Raw genomic sequence first — 18,376 nt, forward strand, 5'->3', positions numbered from 1 at the left:
CCCCCCCCCCCCCCCCCCCCCCCCCCCCCCCCCCCCCCCCCCCCCCCCCCCCCCCCCCCCCCCCCCCCCCCCCCCCCCCCCCCCCCCCCCCCCGCCCCGTTCCCTCCGCCCCACCCCTCCTCGTCAGCCTCCGTTCCGTGCCGCAGACTGCGTTCCGCACCCTCCGTTCCGCAGCCTCCGTTCCGTTCCGCTCGGGACCGACCGACTCCTTCCGCGCAGTCCGACCAGTCGGTATGTTCGGGGAGTCCGGGCCGCAGCGTCGCCGCCCGGGCTCCCGGCGAACGACGGAGGGCCCATGTCCGAGCACGAGGCAGACGTTCACGGTCACTGCGACACACGGTTCGAGGCGGTGCGCGCCGCGTTCGGGGAGAACTTCCGCGCGCGCGGCGAACTGGGCGCCGCGGTCACCGTCACGGTCGGCGGCGAGACGGTGGTGGACCTGTGGGGTGGCTGGGCCGACGCGGGCCGCACACGCCCCTGGGAGCGGGACACACTGGTCAACGTGTGGTCGACGTCGAAGGGACCGGTCGCGCTGTGCGCGCACGTCCTCGCCGACCGGGGGCTGCTGGACTTCGACGCGCCGGTGGCCGCGTACTGGCCGGAGTTCGCCGCGGCCGGCAAGGAGAAGGTCCTCGTACGGCATCTGCTGTCGCACCGGTCCGGACTGTCCGGCCTGCGGGAACCGCACTCGCTCGACGACCTGTACGACTGGGAGCTGACCACGCGCCGCCTCGCGGCGACAAGGCCGTGGTGGGAGCCGGGGACCCGGTCCGGGTACCACGCGCTGACGTACGGCTTCCTGGTCGGCGAGGTCGTGCGGCGCGTCTCGGGGCTGCTGCCCGGCGCCTTCCTGGAGCGGGAGGTGACCGGACCGCTCGGGATCGACTTCACCATCGGGCTGCCGGAGAAGGAGGCCGGCCGGGCCGCCGAGCTGGTGCGTCCGCCGACCGCGTCGAGCAGCGAACAGGCTGCGATCTTCAGCCAGTTGACGCCAGCGGCGCTCGCGGCGCTGACCAACCCCCTGGCGGGTGCGGCCGAGGCCAACTCCCCCACGTGGCGGGCCGCCGAGATTCCCGCCGCGAACGGGCACGGCACCGCGCGGGCCGTCGCGGCGCTCTACGGGGTCCTCGCGGGCCGGGGCACCTACGACGGCCGGCGCGTCCTCTCCCCGGAGGCCGCCGAGCGGGTGCGCGAGGGCCAGGGCGAGTGCCGCGACCTGGTCCTGGGCGCCGGTCTCGCGCACGACACGGAGATCGGGCTCGGCCTGTGGCTCAGTGGGCCGAGCGGCTCGTACGGGCCGAACCCGCGCGCTTTCGGACATGACGGCTTCGGCGGTTCCTGCGGACTGGCCGACCCGGAGGCGGGGGTGTCCCTGGGGTACGTGATGAACCGCATGGGGCCGCACATCGCCGACGACCCGCGAAAGACGGCGCTGGTCGAGGCTCTGTACAGCGCGCTCTGAGGGGGTGACCGGGGCAGCCGGTTTCGGCCGAACCGCCGGGCCACCCTTCCTTGGCGGTTTAGACCAATGCTAGATCTGGTGGCGCACTGAGCCCGCACCGCTACGGCACGTCACCAACAGGAGGCGCGGCATGGACCGCACCACCCACGACCACCCGTCCACCGAAGAACAGCCGCTGTACTGGCGGATCGCCAGGGAGTTGCTCGGCGAACTGCGTGACAGGACCGTCCCGCCCGGCGAACGGCTGCCAGGTGAGCGGCAGTTGGCCGAGCACTACGGGGTGAGCAGGGAGACCGTCCGGCAGGCGCTGGAGGTACTGCGCCGTGACGGTCTGGTCGCCACCGACCGGCGGGGCAGCTACGCCACCCTGTCGGGCCCGCCGCTGGACAACCACTCCTCGCTGGCCTTCCCGGTGGGTGCCCGGGACGCGGAACCGGGCGCCGCCGACCGGGCCACGGTCACCTGGGAAGCGCCGCCGCCCGAGCACGCCGAGGCACTGGGGCTGGCTCCGCACCGCCCGACCCTGATGCACCGCTACGAGTCCGCCGGCACGGACGGTCGGGGCCGGCGCAGCGCCGTGACGTCCTTCTCCGCCGTGGCCCTCGCCGAGGTGGAGGAACTGGCCCGGTACCGCGACCGCGCCGACGGGTCCGCCTCCGCCCAACTGCGGCGCACCTACGACTGGATGCGCCGGGCGGGCCTCACCCTGCACCACCGCGACTCCATCACTCCGCTCGCCGACGCGCCCTCGGTGCGGGTCACCCGGCGCGTCCACGACCAGTACGCCCGCCCGCTGGAGATCACCGACCTGATCGTGGACACCCAACAGGGCGCGCTGGTCTACGAGTTCACGCTGCCCTCGGCGGGCTGAGCGGACGGCGGCGGCCGCCCTGTCCGGAGCCGGCGCCCGCCCGGGTCCGGACCGGCGCGCGGCGGCCTCCGTACCGGGCCGGGAGGCGGCGGCGCGGGACCTGGCCGGGAGGCGGCGGAGCGGGAGCGGCTACGCCGGCCGCCGGGCCACGACCAGCCGCACCCGGGGGCCGCCGTCGCGCCGCCGCCCGAACTCGGGCAGGGCCTGGAACTCGACCAGGAAGCCGGCGCGCTCCAACTCCCGCCGCAGGTCCCCGAACCGGAAGGCGCGGTAGTACATGACGAACGGCGGCCGCCACACGGCGTTGCGCAGCCGCATCACCGCGTCGAAAACCAGCAGCATCCAGTAGGCGCGGGTTCCCGGGCGGGGCGGGGCGACGACGGGGAAGGCGAGGCGCCCGCCCGGCCGCAGGACGGAACGGGCCTGCGCGAACAGCACCGGCAGCTCGCGTGGGAGGAAGTGGCCGAACGCCCCGAAGCTGACCACGAGGTCGAAGCGGGGACCGAACGGGAGGGCACGGGCGTCCGCACGCACCCAGGAGACGGGCGGCGAGGTGACGCGGTTGCGCTCCCGGGCGACCGCGAGCATGCCGGCGCTGAAGTCGACCCCGGTGACACCACGGCGGCACACCCGCGCCAGCACGCCGACTCCGGCGCCGGTACCGCAGCACAGGTCGAGGCCGTCGTCGCAGGGGCCGGTCCGCTCCAGGGCCGACGCCACGGCGTCGAGCACCGCGTCGGGAGTGCGGAAGGGGGTGTGGTCGAACTTCGGGGCGAGCAGGTCGTAGCCGCGCTCGACGGACGACAGTGCCTGGGCGGCGAGTTCGCGCAGGCCGGGGCCTTCGGGACTGAACATCAGCGTCAGCCTAGAGGAACCCGGTGTCCGAGGACCGTGAGAACGCGCCCGCACCAGCGCACGTTCTCCTCCTCGAAGGAGATGCCCGCCATCAGCGTGAGGTAGGGCCCGACCCGGTCGGCGGTCCGCAGGTACTCCCGCTCGGCGCGCCCGCCGAGGAGCCGTTCGCGGACGCGTTCGTAGCGGGCGAGCTTGCCGCGCGCCCAGGCGAGGCGTTCCTCGACGAGGGCGCGGGTGGCCGCCGGGTCCGAGCCGTCCATGGCCTGGATCTTGATGAGGAGTTCGTCGCGGATGGCGGTGGGCCGGCGGGTCGGCTCGGCGGCGAACGCGGCGAGGTCGCCGCGGCCGGCCTCGGTGAGCGTGAACATCCGCTTGTTGGGGCGGCGTTCCTGCTGCACCACCCGCGCCTCGATCAGGCCGTCCTGCGCCAGGCGCTCCAGCTCGCGGTAGAGCTGCTGCGGTGTGGCCGGCCAGAAGTTGGCGAGCGACACGTCGAACACCTTGGACAGCTCGTAGCCCGACGCCTCCCCTTCCAGGAGGGCGGCCAGGACGGCGTACTTCAACGACATGTGGACACGCTAGCAGCGGGTGACTATTCTCATCCGCACCTACTCAACTTTTTGACTATCAGAGTTCGGGAGACGGTCGATGCGTGCATTCCGCGAGGCGGTCGAGGCACAGGACCTCGACGCCGCCGAGGCGCTGCTGGCGCCGGACGTCGTCTTCACCAGTCCGGTCGTCTTCAAGCCGTACACCGGAAAGGCCGTCACGGCGGCGATCCTGCGGGCCGTCGCGCAGGTCTTCGAGGACTTCCGCTACGTCCGCCAGTTCGGCGGCGGCGACGGCCGCGACAGCGCGCTGGTCTTCACCGCCCGGGTCGACGGCCGTGAGCTGACCGGCTGCGACTTCATCCACCTCGACGAGGACGGTCTGATCGACGAGCTGATGGTCATGGTCCGTCCGCTGTCGGGCGCGCAGGCGCTGGCTGCCGCCATGGGCGCGCGGTTCGAGCAGATCACCGAGGACGCGCGGACCCGGCTCGGCTGACCGGCCGCCGCCCCCGGCCCGGTTCCGCCGTACGGGTTCAGCGGCCCGGGCGCACCGGGAGCGCTCGCACGCTGTTGCCCACGAAACTGGAGTGCCGGGTGAGCTCCCCCTCCGGGACCGCGAGGTCGAGGCCGGGGAAGCGGGCGAACAGCCGCTCCAGGGCGACGCCCGCCTCCATCCGGGCCAGCGGGGCGCCCAGGCAGTAGTGCACGCCGTGTCCGAGCGAGAGATGGCGTACGGCTCCTTCCCGCGCCGTCCGGGTGACGTCGAACCGGCCGGCGTCCGGCCCGTGCACGGCCGGGTCCCGCCCGGCGGCGGAGTACCCGGCGAGGACGGGCGTGCCCCGGGGGATGACGGTCCCCGCGAGGGTCAGGTCCCGCACCGGGTAGCGGAACGGGAAGTAGCTGACGGGCGCGTCCCAGCGCAACGTCTCCTCCACGACGTCCGCCCAGCTCGCCCCGCCCCTCAGCACCAGGTCGAGCTGGTCGCGGTGCCCGCACAGGGCCCGTACGGCGTTGGTGATCAGGTTGAGCGTGGTCTCGTGCCCGGCGATGATCATCAGGACCAGGGTCCCGATCAGCTCCTCCTGCCCGAGCCGGTCTCCGGCCTCGTCGCGGGCGGCGATGAGGGCGCTGGTGAGGTCCGCGCCGGGCCGCTGGGCCCGGGCGGCCGCGATGCCCGCGAGGACAGCGACGAGTTCCCGGTTGGCCGCCACGGCGTCCTGCGGCGCGATGTCGGTGGCGACGACCTGGCTCGACAGCCGGTGCAGCCGCTCCCGGTATTCGGGGTCGACGCCGAGCAGTTCACAGATCACGCTCATGGGCAGCGGCAGCGCGAAATGCCGCCGCAGGTCGGCGACACCTCCGCCCGCCTCGGCCGCCCGCTCCAGCTCCTCCACCAGGGAGGCGGTCAACTCCTCGACGCGCGGACGCAGTTCCTCGACACGGCGGGCCGTGAACGCCCGGTTCACCAGCGACCGCAGCCTCCGGTGGTCGTCACCGTCGGCGGTGGTCATGCCGTGCACGGTGGCGAAGGTGAGCAGCGGCCAGCCGGCGGTCACGCGCCCCTCCCGCAGGGCCGTGAAGTGCCGCGCGTTCTTGGCGACTTCGGGGTGCGCGAGGAACTCCCTGAGCGCGTCGTGGCCCAGCACGACCATCCCCTCGACGTCACCGGGCAGGACGACCGGGGCGACCGCGGCCCGGGCGAGCAGCCGGGCGTTGTCGGCGTGCGGGCAGCCGCCCGCGGGGTCCAGACGGTGCGGCGTGACGGGCGAGGTGTCCAACGGGGGCTCCCTGCGGGCTGGTTGACGCCGTACGAGCGATCGATTCTCCCTGCTCGCGACGGCGGGCGCAGCCCCTCGGCGCGACCGGACGCCCGACCGCCGCGCGGACCGCCCCGCCCGTCCGCCGACCGTCTTCCGGCAAGGCGGAACAGATGAGGACCCGAGTGCGTTGAGAACGTCGGAACCGACGCGCGGGGTCAGGTAGCGCACAGCGGACCCGAACCGCGTGGTACAGTCCCAACAGCACTCGTGCACGCCCCAGTTTTCCGGGCGCCGGTGCCTGTTCCTCCTCAGTTCCGCCGACACACCGGCCTCTTCCGCCGGTACACGGCCTCTCCGCACCGCCTCGTTTCAACGCCCCGGCTCCGCCGTGGCCGAGGCCGGTGCCGTTCCCGCCGCCGAGGTGCGCCGTGCGCCCTCCCTTCGCGGCCTTCCCTCCCCCTCGCATGCCTCATGTCCGGTGTCCTCGAAAGGACCGACCACCATGACCACCACACTCCAGCACCCTCCCGCCCGGCAGGAGCTTCCCGCCCGGGTCGCGACCGGCGTCCTCGACATCGACGCGAACGGGAAGGGGCACCTTCGCTCCACCGACCTGACGCCGCTGCCCACCGACCTCCAGGTACCGCCCGCGCTCATCCGCCGTCACGGCCTGCGCAAGGGAGACCTCGTCGACGGTGTCCGCGGCACCCAGCGGGCCCTCACCGAGGTCGCCCGCGTCAACGGCCGCGACCCCGGTGAACTGCGCGGCCGCCGCCACTTCGGCGACCTCACCCCGCTGCACCCGCGCGGACGGATCCGCCTGGAACATCCCGCGGCCGGGCTCACCGGCCGGGTCGCCGATCTGATCGCGCCGGTCGGCAAGGGTCAGCGCGGGCTCATCGTCGCCCCGCCCAAGACCGGCAAGACCGTCCTGCTCCAGCAGATCGCGGCCGCAGTGGCCGGCAACCACCCCGAAGCCCGGCTGATGGTGGTGCTGCTCGACGAGCGCCCCGAGGAAGTCACCGAGATGCGCCGCTCCGTGCGGGGCGAGGTGTACGCCTCGACCTTCGACCGGGCGCCCCGGCAGCACATCGCGCTGGCCGAACTCGTCATCGAGCGGGCCAAGCGGCTCGTCGAGGCGGGCGAGGACGTCGTCATCCTCCTCGACTCCCTCACGCGGCTGTGCCGGGCCCACAACAACGCGGGCGCGTCCAGCGGCCGCACCCTCTCCGGCGGCGTCGACGCGGCCGCGCTGCACGGACCCAAGCGGTTCTTCGGGGCCGCCCGTCTGGCCGAGGAGGGCGGCTCCCTCACCATCCTCGCCACCGCCCTGGTGGAAACGGGCTCCCGCGCCGACGACTTCTACTTCGAGGAGCTCAAGAGCACCGGCAACATGGAGCTCCGCCTCAGCCGCGACCTCGCCTCCCGCCGCGTCTTCCCGGCCGTCGACATCAACCCGTCCGGCACCCGGCGCGAGGAACTCCTGTTGAGCCAGGCCGAGTTGACCGCCATGCGCGGACTGCGCCGGGTGCTGCAGACGCGGGACGGGCAGACCAGCCTGGAGACCCTCCTGGACCGGATGCGGGAGACACCGGACAACGCGACGTTCCTGCGCCGCATCCAGCCGACACTGCCCGCGAGCTGACCTCGGGCACCGGCCGGCACCCGCGCCCCCCGCGCATCCGGGTTCCGGCGCCCCTCCGGGTCCCCCGTGCGGCATCCGGGTTCCGGCGTCCCTCCGGGTCCCCCGTGCGGCATCCGGGTGCTCGCGGGCCCCGCCCGGCCGGGGCAGCGCCCCCGGCGGCGGGTGCGTTCCTACATTTGCGGTATGACTATCGGCTTTTCTTCTCGGACGGCTGTGTCGGCCTGCGCGTTCTGTGTGGTGGGCCTGCTCGCGCTCGCCCCCGCCGCGGCCGCCGCGCCCGCCGGGAACGACCCCGGCGCACCAGGCGGGGCGCGGGCGGCCGCCCCGCAGCCCGCTCTGCTCTACCGCTCCGGCACCCAGGTCCGGCCGCGGGCCGGTGCGCCCCGGATCCCGGCCCTCTCCGCGCTGTCCTGGCTGGTGGCCGACGCCGACACCGGCGAGGTGCTCGCCGCGCACGACGCGCACCGCAGACTGCCACCGGCCAGCACCCTCAAGACACTGTTCGCCCTCACCGTGCTGCCCTCACTGCCGGGCGGGATCAGGCACCAGGTCACCGCGGCGGAACTGGCGGGCATCGGCCCCGGCAGCAGCCTGGTCGGGGTGGCCGAGGGCCGCACCTACCAGATCGCCGACCTGTGGCGCGGGGTCTTCCTCAACTCCGGCAACGACGCCGTGCACGTCCTGGCCGCGCTCACCGGCGGCTGGCAGGGCGCCGCCGCCCGCATGCAGGCAAAGGCCCGCGCGCTGGGGGCCCGCGACACGAACGTGCGGTCACCCGACGGGTACGACACGCCGGGCCAGGTGTCGTCGGCGTACGACCTCGCCGTGTTCGGGCGCGCCGGGCTGCGCGACCCTGACTTCGCACGGTACTGCGGCACCACCGAGGCCCTGTTCCCCGGCGCCGGCGACCAGCCCTTCGGCATCCGCAACACCAACCGGCTGCTGACCGGCGCCGACGGGGTGCAGCGCTACCCCGGCCTGATCGGCGTCAAGAACGGCTACACCAGCAACGCCGGCAACACCCTGGTGGCCGCCGCCCGCCGCGGCGGGCGCACCCTGGTCGTCACCGTGATGAACCCTCAGGCCGGCGGCGGCTTCACCGTGTACGAGGAGGCGCGGGCGCTGCTCGACTGGGGTTTCGGCGCGGCCGGGCGGGTCGACCCCGTGGGGTCCCTGGACGCACTGCGGGTCAGGCCCGCGTCGGCCCGGCTGCCCGTGGCGGCCGTCGTCTCCCCGGAAGGAGACACTCCCGGCCGGCCCGGCTGGCCCGAGGCGGGGGTGATCGCGGGCGCCGCGGGTCTGGGCGCGGGCGCCGTGGCCCTGGCACTGCGGTTCGCGCTGGGGCGCCCGGAGCGGAGCTGACCGGCCGGCAGCCACAGGAGCAGACCCAGGGTGATCCAGGCGTAGGTGTTGCCGCCGAGGAACCCGTCGAGGCCGGACGCGTCGTCGAACCACAGCCACACCACACTGGTGCACAGGACCGCGTACAGGGCGGCCGCGACCCGCGGATGCCCGGCGCGGACCAGCACCGCGAACGACGGCAGCAGCCACACCAGGTGGTGCACCCAGGTGATCGGGCTGACCAGGCAGGCGGCCAGTCCGGTGAGGGCGAGGGCGCCCGGCCAGTCCCCCGCGACCGCCGCCCGGCGTGCCCGCACCCCCCACACGCACAGGACCACCAGGACCACCGCCGCCCACACCGGCCGGCCCTCCGCGCCCAGCCGGGCCAGCACACCCTGGAGCGACTGGTTGGAGACGTAGTCGAGACGGCCCACACGGGTCGTGTCCCACATCGCCTCCGTCCAGAAGAAGCGCGAGGCGTCCGGCGCCACCCAGGCGGCGAGAGCCGTGGCCGCGGCCGCGACGGCCGTCGCGAGCGCGGCGGCCCGCCGGCGGCCGCCGAGCAGCAGCAGGACGACGAAGAGCGCCGGCGTCAGCTTGACCGCGGCGGCCAGTCCGATCCCGGCGCCCGCCCAGCGCCCCCGGCCGGACGTCAGCAGCCACCCGTCGGCCAGCACCAGGGCCAGCAGCATCAGGTTCACCTGGCCGAAGCTGAAGGTGTCGCGCACCGGCTCGAACAGCGCGAGCGCGCAGGCGCCCAGCACACAGCCGTACCAGCCGTGGCGCCGCCAGGCCCGCCCGGTGAGGACGCGCAGCACCGCCGCCAGCGCGGTGAGGTTCAGCAGCAGCGTCACCACGATCGCCGCGCGGAGACCGAGCAGCGCCATCGGCAGCATGGTCACGGCCGCGAACGGCGGGTACGTGAAGCCGTACGCCGTACCCGGCACCCGGTAGTCGTAGATGTGGCCGCCGTGGTGGACCCAGGTGTCCACGGTCCCGTAGTAGACACGCAGGTCGAACCAGTCGCGCAGCAGCGGCACGGTCGCGGTGAACGCGGTGACGGCGGCGACCAGGGCCAGCGACACCGCCAGCCGGCCGCGCTCGGTGTGCGGAAGCGTCATGCGGTGCGTCCCGGTGCCGGTGCCTGTGCCTGTGCCTGTGCCGTCTGGTGGGCCTGCCACAGCACGACCACCGCGAGGACCCCGCCGGAGACGGCCAGGACCAGTTGCCCGGTGTCCGCGGCGCCGCCACCGGGCAGGACGGTGAGCGCGAGCACGCCCGTCACGGCCGCCACCCGGTGCCGTACCGAGGTGCTGGGGGCCGCGGCGGCGATCAGGAACAGTCCCCACAGCGCGTACCAGGGGCGGATCGCCGGGCCGAAGGCCGCCACCGCGGCCAGGCTCAGGCCCAGCGCGTACAGGGGACGCGGGCGCAGCCGCAGCCATATGACGGCCACGGCGACGACGACGGCCACCATGCCGAGGGCGTGCCAGACCGGGACGGCCAGCGGTGCCAGATCGCTGCCGAGCCGGTCCAGCAGGGCCCCGGTGGCGCGGCCGAGGAGACTCGTGAGGGCCCAGTTGTGCGGGGACACGGGGGTGTCGAGCGCGCGTATCCAGCCGTAGCCGGTGCCGGCGACGGCGGTCGCGGCGACCGTGGTCGCCCCGGCCGCGAGCGCCGTCGTCAGGACGGCCTTCGCCGGACCGCGACCGGTGCGCGTCTGCAGGACGACGACCGCGGCGAGCCCGAGGACGGCGGGTGCCTTGACCAGGGCTGCGAGGGTGACCAGGACGGCGCCCAGGACGGGCCACCGGCCGAGCGCCGCGACCAGGCCGAGGCCCAGCAGGCCGAGCATGACGGCGTCGTTGTGGGCGCCCGCGACCAGATGGAGCAGCACGAGCGGGTTGAGGGCGCCGAGCCACAGCGCGGCGGCCGGGTCGGCGCCGCTGTGCCGGGCCAGCCGGGGCAGCGCGGCCGCCATCAGCGCCACCCCGAGCAGCGCGACCAGGCGCATGCCGAAGAGGCCCGCGGGCAACTGCCCGCGCGTGAGGCCGGACAGCCCGGAGGCGACCGCGAGGAACACCGGGCCGTAGGGGGCTCCGGTGTTCCGCCACGCCGGGGCGACCTCGTCCGCGAGCGGACCGCCGAGCCGCGCCGGCCCGTGCGCGTACACGTCCATGTGGGCGTCGACCATGGCGCCCTGGGCCAGGTAGCTGTACACGTCACGGCTGAACAGCGGGGGCGCCAGCAGCAGCGGGGCGGCCCACACGGCGAGGACCAGCAGCAGGGCACGCGGAGTGGGCGGCTCGGGTCCGCGGACCAGCCGTCCCAGCAGCGCCCAGGCCGCTATCAGCAGGACGACGCCGAAGTACACGCCGACCAGGCCGAGCGCGGCGCGCGCGGAGGCGGGCGCGAGCAGTTCCCGCACGGGCAGGGCGCCCGCGGCCTCACCTCCCGCGGCGAGGCAGGCGGTACCGAGCAGCCCGAGCACCTGGCAGCGGCGGAGATCGACAGGCAAAGCCATGGCCAACACTCGGGAAGCGTCGCAACGCAGGGTGGCCGGAAAGGGACGCGGGACTCTCCGCGCGGGGACCTGCGTGTGTCCGGTGCGTGCTCCGGCCGGAACCGATGAGTTCGTGGCCGCGCGGAGGTCTCCCGGCTGTCCGCATTCCACGCAACGGACGTGATGACCATGCCGAGCGGCTCCGGGTACGCCGACGTCGACGGCCCGAAGACGTACTACGAGGTCCACGGCACCGTCCGTGACGGCGGCCGGCCGCCGGTGCTGCTGCACGGGGGTGTGCTGGCCGCCGGCCTCACGTTCGGGGCGGTGCTGCCCGCGCTGTCGGCCGGCCGGTACGTCGGGACCCCCGAACTCCGGGGCCACGGCCACACCGCCGGCCTCGGCCGCGCGATGACGGTGCCTGGCCCTTGCCACGGACGTGGTCGCCCTGCTGGACCAACTCGGCATCGCACAGGCCGACTTCGTCGGTTTCAGCCTCGGCGGACTCACCGCCCTGGAGATCGCCGTGCGCCACCCCGAGCACGTCGGGCGTCTGGTCCCGGCGGCCAAGCACCACGCACGTGTCCCTCATGCGACCCACGTCCCTGCCGCTGCCGGTCCTCGACGAGGCTCGGCTGAGCCCTGCGGCCGAAGGGGCGTACGTCGTTCAGAACACGGACAGGCCCGTCAGGGTCGTGAAGCGCTCCAGGGCCGCGACGCCAGCCACCGAGTTGCCGCGCTCGTCCAGCCCCGGCCCCCACACGCACAGTGTGCAGCGGCCCGGGACGACCGCGATGATGCCGCCGCCGACCCCGCTCTTGCCGGGCAGGCCCACCCGGTAGGCGAACTCGCCCGCCGCGTCGTACGTCCCGCAGGTCAGCATCACGGCGTTGACCTGCTTGGCCTGGCTGCGGGTGAGCAGCCGGCTGCCGTCGGCACGGATGCCGTGCCGGGCCAGGAAGCCGGTGGCCAGGGCGAGGTCGGCGCAGGAGGCGGTGATCGAGCACTGCCGGAAGTACTGGTCCAGGAGCGCCGGCACCGGGTTGTCGATGTTGCCGTAGGAGGCCATGAAGTGGGCCAGGGCGGCGTTGCGGTCACCGTGCGCGGACTCGGAGTCGGCGACCTCCTTGTCGAAGTCCAGCGCCGGGTTGCCGCTCTCCGCGCGCAGGAACGCCAGCAGTTCGCCCGCCGCGTCCCCGGTCCGGCTGTGCAGCCGGTCGGTGACGACCAGCGCGCCGGCGTTGATGAACGGGTTGCGCGGGATACCGCTCTCGTACTCCAGCTGGACCAGGGAGTTGAACGGGTTGCCGGAGGGCTCGCGGCCCACGTGCTCCCAGAGTTCGTCGCCCTCACGGGCCAGGTCGAGCGCGAGGGTGAAGACCTTGGTGAGGGACTGCGTGGAGAACGGCTCGCGCCAGTCCCCCACCCCGTAGACCGTGCCGTCCAGCTCGGCGACGGCCATGCCGAAGCGGCGCGGGTCGCAGGCCGCGAGCGCCGGGATGTAGTCGGCGGGCCGGCCGCGGCCGGGGGTCCGCTCGATCTCGGCGGCGATGCGTTCCAGGACCGGCTGGAAGGTCATGGACGAGGTCATGATCACCATTGTGCCTCCGGGCCGGTCCTGGTGCGCCCCGCGGTCAGACCAGGGTGGCCGGGCCGCTGCCCGCGAGGATCTCCGGCCGCAGCAGCGCGGCCAGCTTCTCGGCCGGCAACAGGCCCTTCTCCAGGACGAGTTCGGCCACGCCCCGGCCGGTGGCGAGGGCCTCCTTGGCGATGTCGGTGGCGGCCGTGTAGCCGATGTGCGGGTTGAGCGCGGTGACCAGGCCGATGGAGTTCTCCACCGTGCGCCGCAGCACCTCGGTGTTGGCGGTGATCCCGTCGACGCAGCGCTCGGCGAGGGTCAGGCAGGCGGCGCGCAGATGGGTGATGCTCTCCGACAGGGAGTGCAGGATGATCGGTTCGAAGGCGTTGAGCTGGAGCTGTCCGGCCTCGGCCGCCATCGTGATGGTGACGTCGTTGCCGATCACCTCGAAGGCGACCTGGTTGACGACCTCGGGGATCACCGGGTTGACCTTGCCGGGCATGATGGACGAACCGGCCTGCACCGGCGGCAGGTTGATCTCACCGAGTCCGGCACGCGGACCCGACGACAGCAGCCGCAGGTCGTTGCAGCTCTTGGAGAGCTTGACCGCGATCCGCTTGAGCACGCCGGACATCTGCACGAACGCCCCGCAGTCCTGGGTGGCTTCGACCAGGTTGGCCGCCGTGACCAGCGGCAGCCCGGTGATCTGGGCGAGGTGGCGGCGGGCCGACTCGGCGTATCCGGCGGGGGCGTTGAGGCCGGTGCCGATGGCGGTGGCGCCGAGGTTGATCTCGTGGATCAACTCCACGGCCTCGGCGAGCCGCAGGCGGTCCTCGTCGAGCATGACGGCGTACGCGGAGAACTCCTGGCCCAGCGTCATCGGCACCGCGTCCTGGAGCTGGGTGCGGCCCATCTTCAGGACGTCACGGAACTCGACGGCCTTGCGGGCGAAGGCGTCCTGGAGCACGGCCATCGCCTGCAGCAGGCCCCGCACGGCGAAGACGGTCGCGACCTTGACGGCGGTGGGGTAGACGTCGTTGGTGGACTGGCCGAGGTTGACGTCCTCGTTGGGGTGCAGCCGCGCGTAGTCGCCCTTGGCGTGTCCGAGCAGTTCCAGCGCGCGGTTGGCGATGACCTCGTTGGCGTTCATGTTGGTCGAGGTGCCGGCGCCGCCCTGGACGACGTCGACGACGAACTGGTCGTGCAGGCCGCCCGCGCGGATCTCACGGCAGGCCCCGACGACGGCGGCGGCCTTCTCCGGGGCCAGCAGGCCCAGTTCCTCGTTGGCGAGGGCGGCGGCCTCCTTGACGGCTGCCAGGGCGTCGATGAGATGCGGGTAGGCGGAGATGGGGGTCCCGGTGATGGGGAAGTTCTCCGTGGCGCGCAGGGTGTGGATGCCCCAGTACGCCCCGGCGGGGACCTCGCGGTCGCCGAGGAGGTCGTGCTCGCTGCGGGTGGCTGCGGTCATGACGGTGCGGGCCTTCTCTCGGGCGAGGAGTACGGGTGGGTGGCAAGGGCCTGCGGGTCTCCACGGCGTCGCGGCTCCGTGGAGGGCCGGCCTCAGGTGAGCGGATCCAGCGCGCGGGCGGGGCGGACACCGCCGACGGGCCTGCCGCCGCCGAACAGCGGCTCACCGGCGAACGCGGTGAGGGCGGCGGGATCGACGCCGGCCCGGGCGAGCGCCGCCGCGGCGACCGGGACACGGGCCCGGTCCGCGCCGTCGGCGATCTTCACGGCGACGGCCCGGCCGTCCGGCAGCGCGGCCACCTGTACGCCCTCGAAGCCGTCCTTGGTGAGCAGTCCGGGCACGGCCCGCATCAGCGCGGCCACGTCCCGGCCGGAGCCGGAGGCCATCTCGGGGTGTGCGCGCACCGCGTCCGCCACGCGTGCCTCGGGGGTGCCGGGGGCGGCGGTGGTGATCCGGGCGGCCGCCCGGGCGAGGCCGTGCACGGAGACGGCGAACAGGGGCGCGCCGCAGCCGTCGACGCTGACCTGGGCGACGCGCTGTCCGGTGAGGTCCTCCGCGATCTCGGCGATCGCCTGCTGGAGCGGGTGGCGGGGGTCGAGGTAGTCGTCGAGGGACCAGCCGTTGAGCCGGCTGACGTACAGCATGGCCGCGTGCTTGCCGGAGCAGTTCTGGGCGAGCCGGGACGCCGGCCGGCCCTCGCGCAGCCAGGTCTCGCGGACGGCCGGGCCGAACGGCAGGTCGGGGGTGTTGCGCAGGGCGTCCTCGGTGAGGCCGGCGAGCTCCAGGATGCGCCGGGCGCCGGCGAGGTGGCGTTCCTCGCCGGAGTGGCTGGCGGCGGCGAGCGAGAGCAGCTCACCGTCGAGGGGCAGGCCGGCCCGGACCATGGCCACGGCCTGGACGGGCTTGAGCGCCGAGCGCGGGTAGCAGGCGGCCTCGATGTCGCCGATCTGGAGCCGGATTTCGCCGCCGGCGCCGAGGACGACGACGGATCCGTAGTGGATGCCCTCGGTCATCCCGCCGCGTATCAGGTGGGCGACGGGGGCGTGGAGGGGTTCGCGGACGAGGGGTGCGTCCGCGACGGAGCTGGTGTACATGACTGCCTGGTGATCGTGGGCGGGTGCGCGGGTCACGCGTCCGCTCCGGTGGTCGGTGTGCGGGCGGCCCGGCCGCGGACGGCGAACCAGCCGGCGGCCAGGGCGGCGACGATCAGCGGCAGGCACAGCACGGTGGTGCGTCCGGCGCCGCCGTCGGCGTACATGAGGACCAGGACGGTGGCGAGGAAGGCCAGCGTCACGAGTTCGGTCCAGGGGGAACCCGGCAGGCGGTAGCCGGGGCGGGTGAGTTCGCCCTGCTGGGTCTTCCGCCAGAAGAGCAGGTGGCAGAGCATGATCATGCCCCAGGTGGAGAGGATGCCGATCGCGGCGAAGTTCAGCACGATCTCGAACGCGTCGGCGGGCACGACGAAGTTGAGGCCGACGCCGAGCACACAGATGCCGCTGGTGAGCAGGATGCCGCCGTAGGGGACCTGGCTGCGGCTCATCGCGGCGGTGAACTTCGGGGCGGAGCCGGACATGGCCATGGAGCGCAGGATGCGGCCGGTGGAGTAGAGCCCGGAGTTGAGCGAGGACATGGCCGCGGTGAGGACGACGAGGTTCATCACGCCGCCGGCCGCCGGGATACCCACCTTGGACAGCACGGTGACGAAGGGGCTCTCGCCGGCGGAGTACCTGTCCCAGGGCAGCAGCATCGACAGCAGGACCACCGAGCCGACGTAGAACAGGCCGACGCGCCACATGATCGAGTTGATCGCCTTCGGCATGATCTTCTCGGGGTTCTCGGTCTCGCCGGCGGCCACACCGACCAGTTCGACGGAGGCGTAGGCGAACACGACACCCTGGATGATCAGCAGCATGGGCAGCAGGCCGCTGGGGAAGATGCCGCCGTGGTCGGCGATCAGGGAGGGGCCGGGGGTGGCGCCGTCCACGGGGTGCCGGGTGACCAGCAGGAAGATGCCGATGCACATGAAGATCACCAGGGCGCTGACCTTGACGATGGCGAACCAGAACTCCAGTTCGCCGAAGATCTTCACCGAGATCAGGTTCACCGTGAGGACCACGGCCAGGGCGATCAGCGCGATCACCCACTGCGGGACGTCGGAGAACATGCCCCAGTAGTGGGTGTAGGTCGCCACCGCGGTGATGTCGGCGATCCCGGTGGTGGCCCAGTTCAGGAAGTACATCCAGCCCGCGGTGTAGGCGCCCTTCTCGCCGAGGAACTCCCTCGCGTACGAGACGAAGGCGCCGGAGGACGGCCGGTACAGGACGAGTTCGCCCAGGGCCCGCACCACGAGGAAGGCGAAGACGCCGCAGACGGCGTAGGCGATGAACAGGGACGGGCCGGCGTCGGCGAGCCGGCCGCCGGCGCCGAGGAAGAGGCCGGTGCCGATGGCGCCGCCGATGGCGATCATGTTGACGTGCCGGGATTTCAGCGACTTGCTGTAGCCCTCGTCCCCGGCGTCGACGTGCGCGGCCGGGGTGCGGGTCTCCTGCCGGAGGTGCTGCTCGCTCACGCCTCGGGTCCGCCTTCCATGGGGGTGTCCGCGCGCCGGGGGTTGCGCACGATGTCGGTGAGGGTCGTCTCGACGCGGTCGAGGTGGTGGGTCATGGCTTCGACGGCGTCGTGTTCGCTGCCGTCGAGCAGCGCCTCGACGATCGCGCGGTGCTCGCGGTTGGACTGCTCGCGGCGGCCGCCGAGTTCGTTGAGGAACGCGGACTGGCGGGCCAGCGCGTCGCGGATCTCCTCGATCACCCGGCGGAAGACCGGGTTCTGGGCGGCCTCGGCCACGGCGAGGTGGAAGAGCGAGTCCATGGCGACCCACGCGGTGGTGTCCGTCTCCTGTTCCATGCGGTCCAGGAGGTGGGCCAGGTGGTCCAGGTTCTCCGGGGTGCGGCGCAGCGCCGCGTAGCCCGCGACCGGGATCTCGATGTGGCGGCGTACCTCCAGCAGGTCGCTGGCCGCGTAGTCGCCGAAGGTGGGGTCCTCGACGGTGCTGGCGACCACGAAGGTGCCCTTGCCGGTCCTGGACACCGTCAGCCCCATGGTCTGCAGGGCGCGCAGGGCCTCGCGCAGGACGGGGCGGGAGACCTCGAGGGTGCGGCACAGCTCGGCCTCGGAGGGGAGCTTGTCGCCGATGGCGTACGCGCCGCGCTCGATGGCGCCGCGGAGGTGGGCCAGCACCGCTTCCATGGCGCTGACGCGCCGCGGGACCGCACCACCTGTCTGGCTGTCTGACAGGTTCACGGGAGTGATCCTGCGGGCGGCGGGAGCGCACTGTCAAGACGGGTGAAAGAAAAGATTCACGGGGTGCGCGACCTGAAAGCAGGCCGCACACCCCGTGGCGCGCGGTGGCTCAGCTGTCGAGCACGCCCCCGGCGAGCAGCCCGAAGAGGGCCAGGCCGACCACGATCCGGTAGATCACGAACGCGTTGAAGGAGTGCTTGGCGACGAACTTCAGCAGCCAGGCGATGGAGCCGTAGGCCACCACGAACGAGACCGCCGTGCCGACCAGCAGCGGGGCGGCGCCCACACCGGTGCCCAGGGCGTCCTTCAGCTCGTACAGGCCCGCGCCGGTCAGGGCGGGGATGCCGAGGAAGAAGGACAGACGGGTCGCGGCGACCCGGTCCAGGTCGAGGATCAGGGCCGTGGACATGGTGGCGCCGGAGCGGGAGAACCCGGGGAAGAGCAGGGCGAGGATCTGCGAACTGCCCACCAGCATCGCGTCCTTGAAGGAGGTGTCGTCCTCCCCGCGCTTGTGCCGCCCCATCTGGTCCGCCGCCCACATCACGGCGCTGCCGGCGATCAGCGAGCCGGCGACCACCCACAGGGAGGCCAGCGGCCCTTCGATCAGCGGCTTGGCGGCCAGGCCGACGATCACGATCGGGATCGTCGCGTAGATCACCCACCAGGCGAACTTGTAGTCGTGGTGGTAGCGCTCCTCCTTGTTGCGCAGGCCACGGCCCCAGGCGGTGACGATCCGCACGATGTCCTTGAAGAAGTACACGAGCACGGCGGCGATCGCGCCGACCTGGATGACGGCCGAGAATCCCACGACCGCGTCGTTGTCGACGGGGATGTTCATCAGCCCCTCGGTGATCTTCAGATGGCCGGTGGAGGAGACGGGCAGGAACTCGGTCACCCCCTCGACGGCTCCGAGAATCACGGCCTGACCGACGTTGATGACGCTCATGGGATCCAGTTCTGAGGAGTGGGCCGACTGTCGACTGTGCTGTAGACAGTCTGAACTACGCGCGCGGGGTACCCGGTCGCCCGGGGGTGTGAGGC

The 18,376-nt window shown here is 73.3% G+C and carries 15 protein-coding genes and 2 pseudogenes; 6 read left to right on the plus strand and 11 right to left on the minus strand.

The window, feature by feature from the left end:
* The first annotated feature begins 295 nt into the window (after nt 1-295).
* Together AC07AZ_RS07715 and AC07AZ_RS07720 are read left to right on the plus strand one after the other, a co-directional pair.
* Complete coding sequence (locus tag AC07AZ_RS07715; RefSeq protein ID WP_478844868.1) at nt 296-1,462, plus strand: serine hydrolase domain-containing protein; 1,167 nt, start codon at nt 296-298, stop codon at nt 1,460-1,462.
* A gap of 130 nt (nt 1,463-1,592) precedes the next feature.
* A complete protein-coding gene (locus tag AC07AZ_RS07720; protein ID WP_478844872.1) occupies nt 1,593-2,333 on the plus strand; it encodes a GntR family transcriptional regulator in 741 nt (246 codons plus the stop codon).
* Nucleotides 2,334-2,462: 129 nt separating this feature from the next.
* Here AC07AZ_RS07720 and AC07AZ_RS07725 read toward each other — a convergent pair whose 3' ends face one another.
* On the minus strand, nt 2,463-3,188 hold the full coding sequence (locus AC07AZ_RS07725) for a class I SAM-dependent methyltransferase (RefSeq protein ID WP_478844874.1): 726 nt from the start codon (nt 3,186-3,188) through the stop codon (nt 2,463-2,465).
* A 5-nt stretch (nt 3,189-3,193) separates the two neighbouring features.
* Complete coding sequence (locus tag AC07AZ_RS07730; RefSeq protein WP_478844876.1) at nt 3,194-3,757, minus strand: PadR family transcriptional regulator; 564 nt, start codon at nt 3,755-3,757, stop codon at nt 3,194-3,196.
* A 79-nt stretch (nt 3,758-3,836) separates the two neighbouring features.
* Between AC07AZ_RS07730 and AC07AZ_RS07735 the strand changes: the two genes are divergently transcribed.
* Nucleotides 3,837-4,235, plus strand: coding sequence for a nuclear transport factor 2 family protein (locus AC07AZ_RS07735; RefSeq protein WP_478844878.1), 399 nt, complete (start codon nt 3,837-3,839; stop codon nt 4,233-4,235).
* Nucleotides 4,236-4,272: 37 nt separating this feature from the next.
* Here AC07AZ_RS07735 and AC07AZ_RS07740 read toward each other — a convergent pair whose 3' ends face one another.
* On the minus strand, nt 4,273-5,517 hold the full coding sequence (locus AC07AZ_RS07740) for a cytochrome P450 family protein (protein ID WP_478844880.1): 1,245 nt from the start codon (nt 5,515-5,517) through the stop codon (nt 4,273-4,275).
* A 484-nt stretch (nt 5,518-6,001) separates the two neighbouring features.
* On the opposite strand from AC07AZ_RS07740, the gene rho reads away from it, so the two are divergent.
* Together rho and AC07AZ_RS07750 are read left to right on the plus strand one after the other, a co-directional pair.
* Complete coding sequence (gene rho, locus AC07AZ_RS07745; RefSeq protein WP_478844882.1) at nt 6,002-7,144, plus strand: transcription termination factor Rho; 1,143 nt, start codon at nt 6,002-6,004, stop codon at nt 7,142-7,144.
* 183 nt (nt 7,145-7,327) lie between these two features.
* Nucleotides 7,328-8,164: pseudogene (locus tag AC07AZ_RS07750) on the plus strand (D-alanyl-D-alanine carboxypeptidase family protein); the annotation flags it as partial.
* 59 nt (nt 8,165-8,223) lie between these two features.
* On the opposite strand, the gene AC07AZ_RS07755 reads toward AC07AZ_RS07750, so the two are convergent.
* Both AC07AZ_RS07755 and mptB read right to left on the minus strand, forming a co-directional pair.
* Nucleotides 8,224-9,606 carry a glycosyltransferase 87 family protein gene (locus tag AC07AZ_RS07755; protein ID WP_478844884.1) on the minus strand — a complete coding sequence of 461 codons (1,383 nt, stop codon included), beginning with the start codon at nt 9,604-9,606 and terminating at the stop codon, nt 8,224-8,226.
* A complete protein-coding gene (gene mptB / locus AC07AZ_RS07760; RefSeq protein WP_478844886.1) occupies nt 9,603-11,009 on the minus strand; it encodes a polyprenol phosphomannose-dependent alpha 1,6 mannosyltransferase MptB in 1,407 nt (468 codons plus the stop codon). The genes AC07AZ_RS07755 and mptB overlap by 4 nt, the downstream gene beginning before the upstream one ends.
* 418 nt (nt 11,010-11,427) lie before the next feature.
* Here mptB and AC07AZ_RS07765 point away from each other — a divergent pair.
* Nucleotides 11,428-11,487, plus strand: a pseudogene (locus AC07AZ_RS07765) (hypothetical protein); the annotation flags it as partial.
* Nucleotides 11,488-11,655: 168 nt separating this feature from the next.
* On the opposite strand, the gene AC07AZ_RS07770 reads toward AC07AZ_RS07765, so the two are convergent.
* The 6 genes from AC07AZ_RS07770 to AC07AZ_RS07795 form a co-directional block, all read right to left on the minus strand.
* Nucleotides 11,656-12,588 (minus strand): glutaminase, encoded by a 933-nt coding sequence (locus AC07AZ_RS07770; protein ID WP_478844888.1) that lies wholly within the window; start codon nt 12,586-12,588, stop codon nt 11,656-11,658.
* Nucleotides 12,589-12,622: 34 nt separating this feature from the next.
* On the minus strand, nt 12,623-14,035 hold the full coding sequence (gene aspA / locus AC07AZ_RS07775) for an aspartate ammonia-lyase (protein ID WP_478844892.1): 1,413 nt from the start codon (nt 14,033-14,035) through the stop codon (nt 12,623-12,625).
* A 92-nt stretch (nt 14,036-14,127) separates the two neighbouring features.
* Nucleotides 14,128-15,129: an asparaginase gene (locus AC07AZ_RS07780; RefSeq protein ID WP_478844894.1), complete on the minus strand. Its 1,002-nt coding sequence runs from the start codon at nt 15,127-15,129 to the stop codon at nt 14,128-14,130.
* A 32-nt stretch (nt 15,130-15,161) separates the two neighbouring features.
* Nucleotides 15,162-16,604 carry an amino acid permease gene (locus AC07AZ_RS07785; RefSeq protein ID WP_478844896.1) on the minus strand — a complete coding sequence of 481 codons (1,443 nt, stop codon included), beginning with the start codon at nt 16,602-16,604 and terminating at the stop codon, nt 15,162-15,164.
* Nucleotides 16,601-17,281 (minus strand): FadR/GntR family transcriptional regulator, encoded by a 681-nt coding sequence (locus AC07AZ_RS07790; RefSeq protein WP_478845354.1) that lies wholly within the window; start codon nt 17,279-17,281, stop codon nt 16,601-16,603. Before AC07AZ_RS07790 ends, AC07AZ_RS07785 begins: the two co-directional genes overlap by 4 nt.
* 163 nt (nt 17,282-17,444) lie before the next feature.
* Nucleotides 17,445-18,281: an undecaprenyl-diphosphate phosphatase gene (locus tag AC07AZ_RS07795; RefSeq protein ID WP_478844898.1), complete on the minus strand. Its 837-nt coding sequence runs from the start codon at nt 18,279-18,281 to the stop codon at nt 17,445-17,447.
* Nucleotides 18,282-18,376 lie beyond the last annotated feature (95 nt).

It is taken from the genome of Streptomyces sp. NPDC043878 (assembly GCF_056435735.1).